The organism is Citrobacter sp. Cf132 (assembly GCF_030333885.1).
Classification (GTDB): Bacteria; Pseudomonadota; Gammaproteobacteria; order Enterobacterales; family Enterobacteriaceae; genus Citrobacter; species Citrobacter freundii.
Window position 1 is genome coordinate 106,759 of record NZ_JAOWFA010000049.1, and the last position, 15,736, is coordinate 122,494.

Annotated in this window: 9 protein-coding genes; 6 read left to right on the forward strand and 3 right to left on the reverse strand. The window is 52.8% G+C overall.

Annotated features, from left to right (window positions below; all coding sequences use genetic code 11):
* Positions 1-109 precede the first annotated feature (109 nt).
* A complete protein-coding gene (gene aroP / locus OGV85_RS08090) occupies positions 110-1,483 on the reverse strand; it encodes an aromatic amino acid transporter AroP (RefSeq protein WP_085951556.1) in 1,374 nt (457 codons plus the stop codon).
* A 564-nt stretch (positions 1,484-2,047) separates the two neighbouring features.
* Here aroP and pdhR point away from each other — a divergent pair.
* The 5 genes from pdhR (at position 2,048) to traT (ending at position 10,068) form a co-directional block, all read left to right on the forward strand.
* A complete protein-coding gene (gene pdhR / locus OGV85_RS08095; RefSeq protein WP_003018699.1) occupies positions 2,048-2,812 on the forward strand; it encodes a pyruvate dehydrogenase complex transcriptional repressor PdhR in 765 nt (254 codons plus the stop codon).
* 163 nt (positions 2,813-2,975) lie between these two features.
* Complete coding sequence (gene aceE / locus OGV85_RS08100; protein WP_003837462.1) at positions 2,976-5,639, forward strand: pyruvate dehydrogenase (acetyl-transferring), homodimeric type; 2,664 nt, start codon at positions 2,976-2,978, stop codon at positions 5,637-5,639.
* Between the two features lie 14 nt (positions 5,640-5,653).
* Positions 5,654-7,543, forward strand: coding sequence for a pyruvate dehydrogenase complex dihydrolipoyllysine-residue acetyltransferase (gene aceF, locus OGV85_RS08105; RefSeq protein ID WP_061547750.1), 1,890 nt, complete (start codon positions 5,654-5,656; stop codon positions 7,541-7,543).
* A gap of 175 nt (positions 7,544-7,718) precedes the next feature.
* A complete protein-coding gene (gene lpdA / locus OGV85_RS08110; protein ID WP_003018686.1) occupies positions 7,719-9,143 on the forward strand; it encodes a dihydrolipoyl dehydrogenase in 1,425 nt (474 codons plus the stop codon).
* 193 nt (positions 9,144-9,336) lie between these two features.
* Complete coding sequence (gene traT, locus OGV85_RS08115) at positions 9,337-10,068, forward strand: complement resistance protein TraT (protein ID WP_003837465.1); 732 nt, start codon at positions 9,337-9,339, stop codon at positions 10,066-10,068.
* Between the two features lie 63 nt (positions 10,069-10,131).
* Here the strand turns inward: traT and OGV85_RS08120 are convergent, their stop codons facing one another.
* On the reverse strand, positions 10,132-10,926 hold the full coding sequence (locus OGV85_RS08120; RefSeq protein ID WP_016149562.1) for a DUF2950 family protein: 795 nt from the start codon (positions 10,924-10,926) through the stop codon (positions 10,132-10,134).
* Between the two features lie 10 nt (positions 10,927-10,936).
* Positions 10,937-12,541, reverse strand: coding sequence for a DUF3300 domain-containing protein (locus OGV85_RS08125; protein WP_061547751.1), 1,605 nt, complete (start codon positions 12,539-12,541; stop codon positions 10,937-10,939).
* Between the two features lie 448 nt (positions 12,542-12,989).
* Between OGV85_RS08125 and acnB the strand changes: the two genes are divergently transcribed.
* On the forward strand, positions 12,990-15,587 hold the full coding sequence (gene acnB, locus OGV85_RS08130) for a bifunctional aconitate hydratase 2/2-methylisocitrate dehydratase (RefSeq protein WP_003845763.1): 2,598 nt from the start codon (positions 12,990-12,992) through the stop codon (positions 15,585-15,587).
* Positions 15,588-15,736: the final 149 nt, after the last annotated feature.

Consider the following 15,736-nt stretch of genomic DNA (forward strand, 5'->3'; position numbering starts at 1 on the left):
GGTGTTTTTGCGTTGCAGGATAACGCCGCTGATATGGACTAAACAGTCGTGAGTGGGAAAGTGTGAGGCAGGTAACAACCCCCACCTGGCGTAGGTGGGGGAGGAAAAATTAATGTGCTTTAACCGTGCCGGCCGTTTTCTGTTTGAACAGGTAACCAATGCCAAGAATAGCAATCCATACCGGGATTAAGTACACCGAGATCGCCATGCCCGGCGTCATCAGCATAATCACCAGTACTGCAGCCATGAAAATCAGGCACACCCAGTTACCCAGCGGATAGAGCAGCGCCGGGAAGCGGGTGGTAACACCCTGCTGCTGTTTGGCTTTGCGGAACTTCATGTGCGCAAGGCTAATCATTGCCCAGTTGATCACCAGTGCGGAAACTACCAGCGCCATCAACAGGCCAAAGGCAGATTCTGGCGCCAGGTAGTTGATAAGCACGCACAGAGCCGTCACCAGTGCGGAAACCAGAATGGTGTTCACCGGCACGCCGCGTTTGTCGACGTTCATCAGCGCTTTCGGCGCATTGCCCTGCTGTGCCAGACCGAACAGCATACGGCTGTTGCAGTACACACAGCTGTTATAGACAGAAAGGGCAGCAGTCAGCACCACGATGTTCAGGGCATTAGCAACAAACGTGTCGCCCAGTTCGTGGAAAATAAGGACAAACGGGCTGGTATCAGCCGTAACGCGCGTCCACGGCATCAGGGAAAGCAGAACCGCCAGCGAACCCACATAGAAAATCAGGATACGGTAGATAACCTGGTTGGTTGCTTTGGGAATGCTTTGCTCCGGGTTATCCGCTTCTGCTGCGGTGATCCCAACCAGCTCCAGTCCACCGAAAGAGAACATGATAATCGCCATCATCATCACCAGACCGGTGAAACCATGCGGCAGGAAGCCCCCCTGGTTCCACAGGTTGCTGACGCTGGCCTGCGGCCCGCCGTTGCCGCTGAACAGCAGCCAGCCGCCGAAGATGATCATCGCGACGACAGCAATGACTTTAATAATGGCGAACCAGAACTCCATCTCACCAAACACTTTCACGTTGGTCAGGTTAATGGCGTTGATAATCACGAAGAAGGCTGCAGCAGAGGCCCAGGTTGGGATCTCCGGGTACCAGAACTGGATATATTTACCGACTGCAGTCAGCTCAGCCATGGCAACCAGCACGTACAGTACCCAGTAGTTCCAGCCAGAGGCGAAACCCGCGAAACTGCCCCAGTATTTATAAGCAAAGTGGCTAAAGGAGCCTGCTACCGGCTCTTCAACCACCATTTCACCTAACTGACGCATAATCAAAAAGGCGATAAAGCCGGCAATAGCGTAACCCAGAATAATACCCGGTCCTGCAGACTGGATAACGGATGCGCTACCGAGGAATAACCCGGTACCAATCGCGCCACCCAGCGCGATTAGCTGTATATGGCGGTTCTTAAGACCGCGCTTGAGCTGATCGCCATGCTGTTGACTTTCCATCATGAAACCTCGTGTGTGGTTTTACTCTTCATATTTCGAGTACTTATTTTTTGAACTACGCAGCAATGCGTGTGTAAGTTTGCAATTCCGTTTGTTGTATTAATTTGTTTACAGATGCTTTTAATGAAATGTTGCCTTAATGCTTTTGTCTTGATCAGAATAATGATATGTGAGCGCGAATGCACCTGCTTTATGCGGGGGAGATGACGAGTTGAATAAAAAGAAACCATTTGTAAATGCGAGTTTATCTACCACAAAATTTCTATTTTGAATTTCTATTCATTAATAGTGATTTAAGTATCGATAAATAAGCAGGTGAATCGGTTCAGATGAGATAATTTTTCGTTTCAATTCCGTTAAAACTACCTCGAGGTGGGTAAATTTAACATTTGTGCATAGTTACATGTTTGAAACGTTATTTCTGTAATGTTGTTAAAATATGCCTCCTTTACTGATTTCAATCAAAACCTGTATGGACAGAAGGTGAATACTTTGTTACTTTAGCGTCAAGAACATGAAATTGGTAAGACCAATTGACTCCGGGCAAATGGCTTAAGACAGGAAATCATGGCCTACAGCAAAATCCGCCAACCAAAACTCTCCGATGTGATTGAGCAGCAGCTGGAGTTTTTAATTCTTGAGGGGACACTTCGCCCCGGAGAAAAACTCCCACCGGAACGCGAGCTGGCAAAACAGTTCGACGTCTCCCGCCCCTCCTTACGCGAGGCGATCCAACGCCTTGAAGCGAAGGGGTTACTGCTTCGTCGTCAGGGCGGTGGCACTTTTGTTCAGAGCAGCCTGTGGCAGAGCTTTAGCGACCCACTGGTAGAGCTGCTCTCCGACCATCCTGAATCCCAGTTTGACCTGCTTGAGACGCGCCATGCGCTGGAAGGTATTGCAGCTTATTACGCTGCACTGCGCAGCACGGATGAAGACAAAACGCGTATCCGTGAACTCCACCATGCGATCGAGCTTGCTCAACAGTCCGGCGATCTTGACGGTGAATCTGATGCAGTACTCCAGTATCAAATTGCTGTCACCGAAGCGGCACATAATGTGGTGCTGCTCCATTTGCTAAGGTGTATGGAGCCGATGCTGGCCCAGAACGTTCGGCAAAACTTCGAATTGCTGTATGCGCGTCGTGAAATGCTGCCACTGGTTAGCAGTCACCGTACCCGTATTTTTGAAGCAATTATTGCCGGGAAGCCGGAAGAGGCGCGTGAAGCGTCCCACCGTCACCTGGCGTTTATCGAAGAGATTCTGCTGGACAGAAGCCGTGAGGAAAGCCGTCGTGAACGCGCCTTACGCCGTCTGGAGCAACGAAAGAATTAGTGATTTTTCTGGCAGAACGTTAACCAGAAGATGTTGTAAATCAAGCGCCATATAAAGTGCGCGGCAACTAAACGCAGAACCTGTCTTATTACGCTCTCTGGCGAGAACGTAATGGGACAGGTTCCAGATAACTCAACGTATTAGATAGATAAGGAATACCCCCATGTCAGAACGTTTCCCAAATGACGTGGATCCGATCGAAACTCGCGACTGGCTACAGGCGATCGAATCGGTCATCCGTGAAGAAGGTGTTGAGCGTGCTCAGTATCTGATCGACCAACTGCTTTCAGAAGCCCGCAAAGGCGGCGTGAAAGTAGCGGCAGGTGCAGGGGCCAGCAATTATGTAAACACTATTGCCGTTGAAGATGAACCGGAATACCCGGGCAATCTGGAGCTGGAACGTCGTATTCGTTCTGCTATCCGTTGGAACGCCATCATGACCGTACTGCGCGCGTCTAAAAAGGACCTCGAGCTGGGTGGCCACATGGCATCCTTCCAGTCCTCCGCAACGGTATATGATGTTTGCTTCAACCACTTCTTCCGTGCACGCAACGAGCAAGATGGCGGCGATCTGGTGTACTTCCAGGGTCACATCTCTCCGGGCATCTACGCACGCGCATTCCTGGAAGGTCGTCTGACTGAAGAGCAGATGAACAACTTCCGTCAGGAAGTACATGGCAAAGGTCTGTCTTCCTACCCGCACCCGAAACTGATGCCAGAATTCTGGCAGTTCCCGACCGTATCTATGGGTCTGGGCCCAATCGGTGCTATCTACCAGGCTAAATTCCTGAAATATCTGGAACACCGTGGTCTGAAAGATACCTCTAAACAAACCGTTTACGCCTTCCTGGGCGACGGCGAGATGGATGAGCCAGAATCAAAAGGTGCGATCACCATCGCGACCCGTGAAAAACTGGACAACCTGGTCTTTGTTATCAACTGTAACCTGCAGCGTCTTGACGGCCCGGTAACCGGTAACGGCAAGATTGTTAACGAACTGGAAGGCATCTTCGCGGGCGCTGGCTGGAACGTTATCAAAGTCATGTGGGGCGGTCGTTGGGATGAGCTGCTGCGTAAAGACACCAGCGGTAAACTGATCCAGCTGATGAACGAAACCGTTGACGGCGACTACCAGACCTTCAAATCCAAAGATGGCGCATATGTACGTGAGCACTTCTTCGGTAAATACCCGGAAACCGCAGCACTGGTTGCTGACTGGACTGATGAGCAGATTTGGTCTCTGAACCGCGGTGGTCACGATCCGAAGAAAGTTTACGCTGCACTGAAAAAAGCGCAGGAAACCAAAGGCAAAGCAACTGTAATCCTCGCCCATACCATCAAAGGTTACGGCATGGGTGACACCGCTGAAGGTAAAAACATCGCTCACCAGGTTAAGAAAATGAACATGGACGGCGTGCGTTATATCCGCGACCGTTTCAACGTTCCTGTGACCGATGAGCAGGTTGAAAACCTGTCTTACATCACCTTCCCGGAAGGTTCTGAAGAGCACACTTATCTGCACGCTCAGCGTCAGAAACTGCATGGCTACCTGCCAGCTCGTCAGCCGAACTTCACTGAGAAGCTGGAACTGCCGGCTCTGGAAGACTTCGGTGCGCTGCTGGAAGAGCAGAACAAAGAAATCTCCACCACTATCGCTTTCGTTCGTGCCCTGAACGTGATGCTGAAGAACAAGTCGATCAAAGATCGTCTGGTTCCGATCATCGCTGATGAAGCACGTACTTTCGGTATGGAAGGTCTGTTCCGTCAGATCGGTATCTACAGCCCGAACGGTCAGCAGTACACCCCGCAGGACCGTGAGCAGGTTGCTTACTATAAAGAAGACGAGAAAGGTCAGATCCTGCAGGAAGGTATCAACGAACTGGGTGCTGGCGCATCCTGGCTGGCTGCTGCGACCTCTTACAGCACCAACGATCTGCCGATGATTCCGTTCTACATCTACTACTCCATGTTCGGGTTCCAGCGTATCGGTGACCTGTGCTGGCAGGCAGGCGACCAACAGGCTCGTGGCTTCCTGATTGGTGGTACTTCCGGTCGTACGACGCTGAACGGTGAAGGTCTGCAGCACGAAGATGGTCACAGCCATATTCAGTCTCTGACTATCCCGAACTGTATCTCTTACGATCCGTCTTACGCGTACGAAGTTGCGGTCATCATGCACGATGGTCTGGAGCGTATGTACGGTGAGAAACAAGAGAACGTTTACTACTACATCACCACGCTGAACGAAAACTACCACATGCCGGCAATGCCAGCAGGTGCCGAGGAAGGTATCCGTAAAGGTATCTACAAACTCGAAACCCTCGAAGGTAAGAAAGGTAAAGTTCAGCTGCTGGGCTCCGGTTCTATCCTGCGTCACGTCCGTGAAGCAGCACAGATCCTGGCGAACGACTACGGTGTAGGGTCTGACGTTTACAGCGTAACCTCCTTCACTGAACTGGCGCGTGATGGCCAGGATTGTGAGCGCTGGAACATGCTGCACCCGATGGAAACTCCGCGCGTTCCGTACATCGCTCAGGTGATGAACGACGCTCCGGCAGTAGCATCTACTGACTATATGAAACTGTTTGCCGAACAGGTTCGTACTTATGTACCGGCTGATGATTATCGCGTACTGGGTACTGACGGTTTCGGTCGCTCTGACAGCCGTGAAAACCTGCGTCACCACTTCGAAGTTGATGCTTCCTACGTGGTTGTAGCGGCCCTGGGCGAACTGGCTAAACGTGGCGAAATCGATAAGAAAGTGGTTGCAGACGCAATCACCAAATTCAACATCGATGCAGATAAAGTTAACCCGCGTCTGGCGTAAGAGGTAAAAGAATAATGGCTATCGAAATCAATGTACCGGACATCGGGGCTGATGAAGTTGAAATCACCGAGATCCTGGTCAAAGTGGGCGACAAAGTTGAAGCTGAACAGTCGCTGATCACCGTAGAAGGCGACAAAGCCTCTATGGAAGTTCCGTCTCCTCAGGCTGGTATCGTTAAAGAGATCAAAGTCTCTGTTGGCGATAAAACTGAGACCGGCAAACTGATCATGATTTTCGATTCCGCCGACGGTGCAGCAGCAGCTGCACCTGCTCCGGCAGAAGAGAAGAAAGAAGCGGCTCCGGCAGCAGCATCTGCTGCTGCGGCGGCGAAAGACGTACACGTACCGGACATCGGCGGCGACGAAGTTGAAGTTACCGAGATCATGGTTAAAGTGGGCGACACCGTTGCGGCTGAACAGTCTCTGATCACCGTTGAAGGTGACAAAGCGTCAATGGAAGTTCCGGCACCGTTCGCGGGTACCGTTAAAGAGATCAAAATCAACACCGGCGACAAAGTGTCTACCGGTTCCCTGATTATGGTCTTCGAAGTAGCGGGCGCAGCGCCTGCTGCTGCACCGGCTCAGGCGGCTGCTCCAGCAGCAGCGGCGGCTCCGGCTGCTTCCGGCTCGAAAGAAGTTAACGTACCGGATATCGGCGGTGACGAAGTCGAAGTCACTGAAGTGATGGTTAAAGTGGGCGATAAAATTGCCGCTGAGCAATCACTGATCACCGTTGAAGGCGATAAAGCGTCAATGGAAGTTCCGGCACCGTTCGCGGGCACCGTGAAAGAAATCAAAATCAGCACCGGCGACAAAGTTAAAACCGGTTCTCTGATTATGGTCTTCGAAGTCGAAGGCGCAGCACCTGCAGCCGCTCCAGCACAAGCAGCTGCTCCGGCTCCGGCCGCAGCACCAGCGCCTGCGCAAGCCGCAGCTCCGGCCGCGAAAGCGGAAGGCAAATCTGAGTTTGCTGAAAACGACGCTTACGTTCATGCAACACCGCTGATTCGTCGCCTGGCGCGCGAATTCGGTGTGAACCTGGCGAAAGTGAAAGGTTCTGGCCGTAAAGGTCGTATCCTGCGTGAAGACGTTCAGGCTTACGTGAAAGACGCTATCAAGCGTGCTGAAGCGGCTCCGGCTGCAGCAGCAGGCGGCGGTATCCCGGGCATGCTGCCTTGGCCGAAAGTGGACTTCAGCAAGTTTGGTGAAATCGAAGAAGTGGAACTGGGCCGTATCCAGAAAATCTCTGGTGCTAACCTGAGCCGTAACTGGGTGATGATCCCGCACGTTACTCACTTCGATAAGACCGATATCACCGATCTGGAGGCGTTCCGTAAACAGCAGAACGCCGAAGCTGAAAAACGTAAACTGGACGTGAAATTTACCCCAGTAGTCTTCATCATGAAAGCCGTTGCCGCAGCTCTGGAACAGATGCCGCGCTTTAACAGCTCCCTGTCTGAAGACGGTCAGCGCCTGACCCTGAAGAAATACATCAACATCGGTGTAGCGGTTGATACTCCGAATGGTCTGGTTGTTCCGGTCTTCAAAGACGTGAACAAGAAGAGCATTACCGAGCTGTCTCGTGAACTGACCGTGATCTCCAAGAAAGCGCGTGATGGCAAGCTGACTGCTGGCGAAATGCAGGGCGGTTGCTTCACCATCTCCAGCATCGGTGGCCTGGGTACTACCCACTTCGCGCCGATTGTGAACGCGCCGGAAGTGGCTATCCTCGGTGTCTCCAAGTCCTCTATGGAGCCAGTGTGGAACGGTAAAGAGTTTATGCCGCGTCTGATGATGCCGATTTCGCTCTCCTTCGACCACCGTGTAATTGACGGTGCGGATGGTGCGCGCTTTATCACCATCATCAACAACATGCTGTCTGACATTCGCCGCCTGGTGATGTAAGCGAAAAAGCCGGCCCGACGGCCGGCTTTTTTCTGGTAATCTCATGAAGTCAGTGAGGTTATTGTGCGAAAGACAAATCGGTTGCCGTTTGTTGTTTCAAAATTGTTAACAATTTTGTAAAATACGGGCGGATAGAACGACCCGGTGGACGACGGGTATAAATTAAGAGGTCATGATGAGCACTGAAATCAAAACTCAGGTCGTGGTACTTGGGGCAGGCCCTGCAGGTTACTCTGCTGCCTTCCGTTGCGCAGATTTAGGTCTGGAGACCGTCATAGTAGAACGTTACAGCACCCTCGGTGGTGTTTGTCTGAACGTCGGCTGTATCCCTTCTAAAGCGCTGCTGCACGTAGCAAAAGTTATCGAAGAAGCCAAAGCGCTGGCTGAACACGGTATCGTTTTTGGCGAGCCGAAAACCGATATCGACAAGATTCGTACCTGGAAAGAAAAAGTTATCACTCAACTGACTGGCGGTCTGGCTGGTATGGCCAAAGGCCGTAAAGTGAAAGTGGTTAACGGTCTGGGTAAATTTACTGGGGCGAACACCCTGGAAGTTGAAGGCGAAAACGGCAAAACCGTAATCAACTTTGACAACGCGATCATCGCGGCGGGTTCCCGTCCGATCGAACTGCCTTTCATTCCGCACGAAGATCCGCGCGTGTGGGACTCCACTGACGCGCTGGAACTGAAAACTGTTCCTAAGCGCCTGCTGGTTATGGGCGGCGGTATTATCGGTCTGGAAATGGGTACCGTGTACCATGCGCTGGGTTCAGAGATCGACGTGGTTGAAATGTTCGACCAGGTTATCCCAGCTGCCGACAAAGACGTGGTTAAAGTCTTCACCAAGCGTATCAGCAAGAAATTCAACCTGATGCTGGAAACCAAAGTGACCGCCGTTGAAGCGAAAGAAGACGGTATCTACGTTTCCATGGAAGGCAAAAAAGCCCCTGCCGAAGCTCAGCGTTACGATGCTGTGCTGGTAGCTATCGGTCGTGTACCGAACGGTAAAAACCTCGATGCGGGCAAAGCTGGCGTTGAAGTTGATGACCGTGGCTTCATCCGCGTTGACAAACAGCTGCGCACCAACGTGCCGCACATCTTTGCTATCGGCGATATCGTCGGTCAGCCGATGCTGGCGCACAAAGGTGTTCACGAAGGTCACGTTGCCGCTGAAGTTATCGCCGGTAAGAAACACTACTTCGATCCGAAAGTTATTCCATCCATCGCGTACACTGAACCAGAAGTTGCATGGGTTGGCCTGACTGAGAAAGAAGCGAAAGAAAAAGGCATCAGCTACGAAACCGCCACCTTCCCGTGGGCTGCTTCTGGCCGTGCTATCGCTTCTGACTGCGCAGACGGTATGACCAAACTGATTTTCGACAAAGAATCTCACCGTGTGATCGGTGGTGCGATTGTCGGTACCAACGGCGGCGAGCTGCTGGGTGAAATCGGTCTGGCGATCGAAATGGGCTGTGACGCTGAAGACATCGCGCTGACCATCCACGCTCACCCGACTCTGCACGAGTCTGTTGGTCTGGCAGCTGAAGTGTTCGAAGGTAGCATCACCGACCTGCCGAACCCGAAAGCGAAGAAAAAGTAATCTTCCCGCTTTTGTGAAAACGCCTCTTCGGAGGCGTTTTTTTCCCGAAAGCTACCAGTTCTGGTAGTCATCTTATTGATATCTCCACTAAAAAAAATTGCACAACTGCCGATACTTTTTTCGCCATTGTGTGGCTACTGGCCGCGCGGTTAAGAGGCTCTGGACTCTCTATTACACGAAAAAAGGAAAATACATGTCTTTAAAAAAAATCGCGGTTGTTGGCATGATTGTCGCGACAATGACGCTGACCGGTTGTGGCGCGATGACCACCGCCGTTAAAAAACGTAACCTTGAAGTGAAAACGCAGATGAGTGAAACCATCTGGCTGGAGCCTTCCAGCGAGAAGACCGTCTACATTCAGGTAAAAAATACCTCTGACAAAGACATGAGTAACCTGCAAACCCTGCTGGCAAATGACCTGTCCGCGAAAGGTTATAAAGTGACCAGTTCACCAGACAGCGCTTATTACTGGGTACAGGCGAACGTATTGAAAGCGGACAAAATGGATCTGCGTGAAGCTCAGGGCTTCCTGAAAACGGGTTATGAAGGTGCCGCGATGGGCGCAGCGTTGGGTGCGGGGATTACCGCCTATAATAGCAACTCCTCTGGTGCGGCGCTGGGTGTTGGTATCGCGGCGGGGCTGATCGGCATGGCTGCGGATGCGATGGTGGAAGACGTAAACTACACCATGGTCACTGACCTGCAGATCTCTGAACGCAGCAAAGCGAAAGTGACAACGGATAACGTTGCGGCGTTGCGTCAAGGGACATCCGGTATCAAGTTGCAAACCAGCAGCGCGCAAGGCGATCGTGCAAAATATCAGACTCGCGTCGTGTCTAATGCTAACAAAGTGAATCTGAAGTTCGAAGAAGCGAAGCCGGTTCTGGAAGCTCAGTTGGCGAAATCTGTCGCTAACATCCTGTAATTTGCTGTGGGTTGCCGGGGGGCGGCTACGCCTTACCCGGCCAACTAATCTTTCGAATTGGTATCAGGGCGCTACGGGCTGCCAGGTTTTATCCGGATGGAATGTGGTTAACGCCTGTGCTTTTTGCTGAGAATCAACGCCGAGATCGGCCTGATAGACTTTATCATCACCGTTAATCATAAAACTCATCACGCCGGTGTGATCATAGCTAACAGGCCAGGCCACCATGGCAAAACCGCTGGTTTTGTCGGGAAGGATACGAAAATGATAGCCGTGATAGCCCGTGCCAGGTTCCTGTGGACTAAAGGCCGGGCCGAGCGGGCTTGGCGCTTCGCCGGGTGAAACAGGCCAGTACAGACCATCTTTTTTCCCTTCAGAACTGACAATCTTTTGCGCGTATTTCTGGTTCATCGCAAAATAGCTCTGCTGGGCATCTACATAAGCGTGTAACGCCTCGATAGCCGCGAGTTCGTTTCGTCCAATCTCACGGGTCAGGATCTCTTCGGCCGCTTCCTTGATATCAAATTGCCAGCCTGAAGCGTTTTTGACGACCGGGATTGGCAATTGCCAGTCGCTATCCCCGACCACCAAATGCGCGGTATTGCCGTCGACAACGGTATTATGGCGAACCTTCCAGTCGCGCAGGAAACGATCAACCGCATCAGGATCGACGCCTTCTGGCGGTAGAAAATCACGCCAGTTTTCCCCGAGCAGGTTGCTCATTGCACTTTCATTTTGCTCACTAATCGCGTTTGCCAGCGCATCGGTCGCCTGGTCTGGTGTGCTGAAGGATTGTTGTGCCATCGCGGCAGCCGAAACCATGAACAACACCATTCCACTGAGTAGTTTATTTTTCATGTCGGCTCCCTTAACGATGACGGAATTCACGGTGTTCAGCACGCCCGCCAGAAGGCTGGCGTGCTGGCTGATTACGGGCGACCTGCCGGCTCTGTGCCCCTCGCTGTTGCTGCGCCTGCCAGTTGGCGGAGCGACTGTCGTTCCCGCTCAGCGCATTGGCGCGTGGCTGGCTGGTCCGTTGTTGAAGATTGCGCTGTTGCACATTGCGTTGCTGCGCCGGTTGCGTGACCCGTTTCTCCTGTCGCTGGGTGACTGCCTGACGATTTTCACGTTGCTGTGTGCTTGTCCGTTTCGCGGTTTGCGGTTTGGTATCGTAACCACGGTAGTTATTACGTTGGGAAATTTGCTTCAGCTGTTGGCTGGATGCCTGACGCTGGGCGTCTTTCGTGCCCGTACGCGCCGTCTGCGGGAATGTTTTTCCCGTTGATTTTTCCATTTGGCTCATCGCAGCCTGGCGTTGGCTATCACGGTTGACCGGTCTTTGCTGGGTTGAACTTAAGCCTGTAGCCGTGTTAGTGGAGTGGAAGCGGTTATTGAGCTGGTTATTTGGGTATGGCACACCCTCACGATAGGCCGGGTTGTGCTGCCAGGTACGGTTGGCGTCTGTCAGTCGTTGTCCACTGATTTTATTAAAGTTATCAACGTTAATATTGATGTTGTTATCACCATTACGGTTATAGCCGCCATGGTTATCCCAGTCATCATTATGATGGTGATCGTCGTCGTCATCCCAGTCGATGTTGCTGAAGATGGCATAGGTTGTTGCAACACCGAGGCTGAAGCCTAAACCATTAACGAAGCTGTTACCAAACTGCTCGCCGGGCGTTGGCGGCAGATAGGTTGGCGGATAGGCGGTGTTCGGCCAGGTACCGTAAACCGTATTCGGGTTATAGGTAGGAACGTACACCACCTGCGGATCGGCGGATTCAATTTTGATTACCGTTGGGCTTGTTGAGGTGGTCGTGGCTGTTATGGCCGCTGAACTGGTCGTCGACTCGCTGGCGACGGTTTTAGCCGGCGCCGCTTTGGTCACGGTGGTGACTGTCTGCTGCGGTGTCGATTGCAACGCACCGGTCTGTTGCGCCAGTGCACGCAGGCGTTGAACGGAATCCATAACATCTTTTGGCTGCGCAAGGAAAGCATCGCCCAGACTTTGTACCCACGGCGGATTTTCACCCATCAGCGACATCAACTGAGGAAAGGCGACCAGCGATTTCACGCTGGGATCCCAGGGCTGGCTGGCAACGGCCTGAATGGCGGCGTCGCCCTGCATTTTGGGATTGTCTTTTGACCACTGTGCGGCCTGGATGACGTTAGCCGGATAGGTTGAGGCCATCAAAATTTGCGACAGCAGCGAGTCTGGATAGAGTGCGATAGGTGCAACCCACTGATCGATTTGTGCTGCCGAGTAGGTTGGTGCCACGACGGGCGCTGTTTGGTCGGCCGGGGCAGGGGCCGCTATGGGCGCTGGAGCCGGTGCTGACGGTTGCTGTGCAACGGGGGCCGGAACTGCAGGCTCCGTAGCACGACTTTTAACGAACATCACGCCTGAGGCGGCAAACAGCCCGACACTGCACAAAAGGACAAGCAGATGTGGCTTAAGGGGCAACTTCATAAAATGACTCCAACGAGACAAGCGCTGTGCCGTGAGGCGTTCCTGTTGCCGCGAGTATTATTCACCCGTGTTAGACAGTTTTGACTTTTATTGGGGATTCACCCGGTAGGTCCGGAAAAAGAGTGTGAGGATTTATTACACAATTATATCTGATGGCTGAAAAGTCGCTGGAAAATTCAGCATCTCGCGCTTGAAAATCAACCGTTTCAGGGTGGTTTTAGGTAGCCTGAATTGCGTTCCGTCTTGCCGCTACACCATTCTTAACGATTCAGCCAATTTTTTATGTTGCTTTTTTGTAAACGGATTAACACTTAATGAAAATCCTGTTATTGTGCCTTATGCGGTACCGGGCATTTACCCTACTAACTACTGTCTCACAGGAGCGTGAAGAGAATCGCCCATCTACAAAAGCGCCGCATTATGACAATGAGAGCGAGGAGATATCGTCGTGCTAGAAGAATACCGTAAGCACGTAGCTGAGCGTGCTGCCCAGGGGATTGTGCCAAAACCTTTAGACGCAACCCAAATGGCCGCACTTGTCGAGCTGCTGAAGACCCCGCCTGTGGGCGAAGAAGAATTCCTGTTAGACCTGTTGATCAACCGTGTTCCTCCTGGCGTAGATGAAGCCGCTTATGTTAAAGCTGGTTTTCTCGCTGCCGTCGCGAAAGGCGACACCACCTCCCCGCTGGTTACCCCAGAAAAAGCCATTGAACTGCTGGGCACCATGCAGGGTGGTTACAACATTCATCCGCTGATCGACGCGCTGGATGACGCCAAACTGGCACCGATTGCCGCCAAAGCGCTCTCTTCAACGCTGCTGATGTTCGATAACTTCTACGATGTGGAAGAAAAAGCCAAAGCGGGCAACGAATATGCGAAGCAGGTCATGCAGTCCTGGGCTGATGCCGAATGGTTCCTGAACCGTCCGGCTCTGGCTGAAAAAATCACCGTTACCGTCTTTAAAGTGACCGGTGAAACCAACACCGATGACCTCTCTCCGGCACCGGACGCATGGTCCCGCCCGGATATCCCGCTGCACGCGCTGGCGATGTTGAAAAACGCCCGTGAAGGTATCGAACCGGATCAGCCGGGGGTAGTTGGCCCGATCAAACAGATCGAAGAATTGCAGAAAAAAGGTTACCCGCTGGCTTATGTGGGTGATGTTGTCGGTACCGGTTCTTCGCGTAAATCCGCGACCAACTCCGTGCTGTGGTTCATGGGTGACGACATTCCTCATGTGCCGAACAAGCGCGGCGGCGGCCTGTGCCTCGGCGGCAAAATTGCACCTATATTCTTCAACACCATGGAAGATGCGGGCGCACTGCCGATTGAAGTGGACGTGTCGAACATGAACATGGGCGACGTGATTGACGTTTACCCGTTCAAAGGCGAAGTACGCAACCACGAAACAGGCGAACTGCTGGCCAGCTTTGAGCTGAAAACCGATGTCCTGATCGACGAAGTACGTGCCGGTGGTCGTATTCCGTTGATCATCGGTCGTGGCCTGACCACCAAAGCGCGCGAAGCACTGGGTCTGCCGCACTCAGACGTCTTCCGTCAGGCGAAAGACGTGGCGGAAAGCAGCCGTGGCTTCTCCCTGGCACAGAAAATGGTTGGCCGCGCCTGCGGCGTGAAAGGTATCCGTCCGGGCGCGTACTGCGAACCGAAGATGACCTCCGTGGGATCTCAGGATACCACCGGTCCAATGACCCGTGACGAACTGAAAGACCTGGCATGCCTGGGCTTCTCAGCTGACCTGGTGATGCAGTCCTTCTGTCACACCGCTGCCTATCCGAAGCCGGTTGACGTGACCACGCACCACACGCTGCCAGACTTCATCATGAACCGTGGTGGTGTTTCCCTGCGTCCGGGCGATGGTGTTATCCACTCCTGGCTGAACCGTATGCTGCTGCCGGATACCGTAGGTACCGGTGGTGACTCCCATACCCGTTTCCCTATTGGGATCTCCTTCCCGGCAGGTTCTGGCCTGGTGGCGTTTGCTGCAGCGACCGGCGTGATGCCGCTGGATATGCCGGAATCGGTACTGGTGCGCTTCAAGGGTAAAATGCAGCCGGGTATCACTCTGCGTGACTTGGTTCACGCCATTCCGCTGTACGCGATCAAACAGGGTCTGCTGACGGTTGAGAAGAAAGGTAAGAAGAACATCTTCTCTGGCCGCATCCTTGAAATCGAAGGTCTGCCGGATCTCAAAGTGGAGCAGGCGTTCGAACTGACCGATGCTTCCGCAGAGCGTTCTGCTGCGGGCTGTACCATCAAGCTGAACAAAGAGCCGATCGTTGAGTATCTGAACTCTAACATCGTTCTGCTGAAGTGGATGATCGCGGAAGGTTACGGCGATCGCCGTACGCTGGAACGTCGTGTGCAGGGCATGGAAAAATGGCTGGCGGATCCGCAGTTGCTGGAAGCCGACGCTGACGCAGAATACGCGGCGGTGATCGACATTGACCTGGCTGACATCAAAGAACCAATCCTGTGTGCACCGAACGATCCGGACGACGCGCGTCTGCTGTCTGACGTACAGGGTGAGAAGATCGACGAAGTGTTCATCGGCTCCTGTATGACTAACATAGGCCACTTCCGTGCCGCTGGTAAGCTGCTGGATGCGCACAAAGGCCAACTGCCGACTCGTCTGTGGGTGGCTCCGCCAACCCGTATGGATGCGGCACAGCTGACCGAAGAAGGTTATTACAGCGTGTTCGGTAAGAGCGGTGCGCGTATCGAAATTCCAGGCTGCTCTCTGTGCATGGGTAACCAGGCGCGTGTCGCCGACGGCGCAACGGTTGTCTCGACCTCTACTCGTAACTTCCCGAACCGTTTAGGTACCGGGGCAAACGTCTACCTGGCTTCTGCGGAGCTGGCGGCGGTTGCGGCGCTGATCGGCAAACTGCCGACGGCGGAAGAGTACCAGACCTATGTGGCGCAGGTGGATAAAACTGCCGTGGATACTTACCGTTATCTGAACTTCGACCAGCTGTCTCAGTATACGGAGAAAGCCGATGGTGTGATTTTCCAGACCGCGGTGTAATGCGCTAACGCGTTTTGTGTAAAAACGCATCAATGCCCGGGGAAGTCTGCTTCTCCGGGCATTTTTATTTCTATTCCTTATACCCACTACGCTTTTTTTCTACCGCGCTGCTGCGATAATTACAACAAGGCGCGATGCGGTATTGGCGC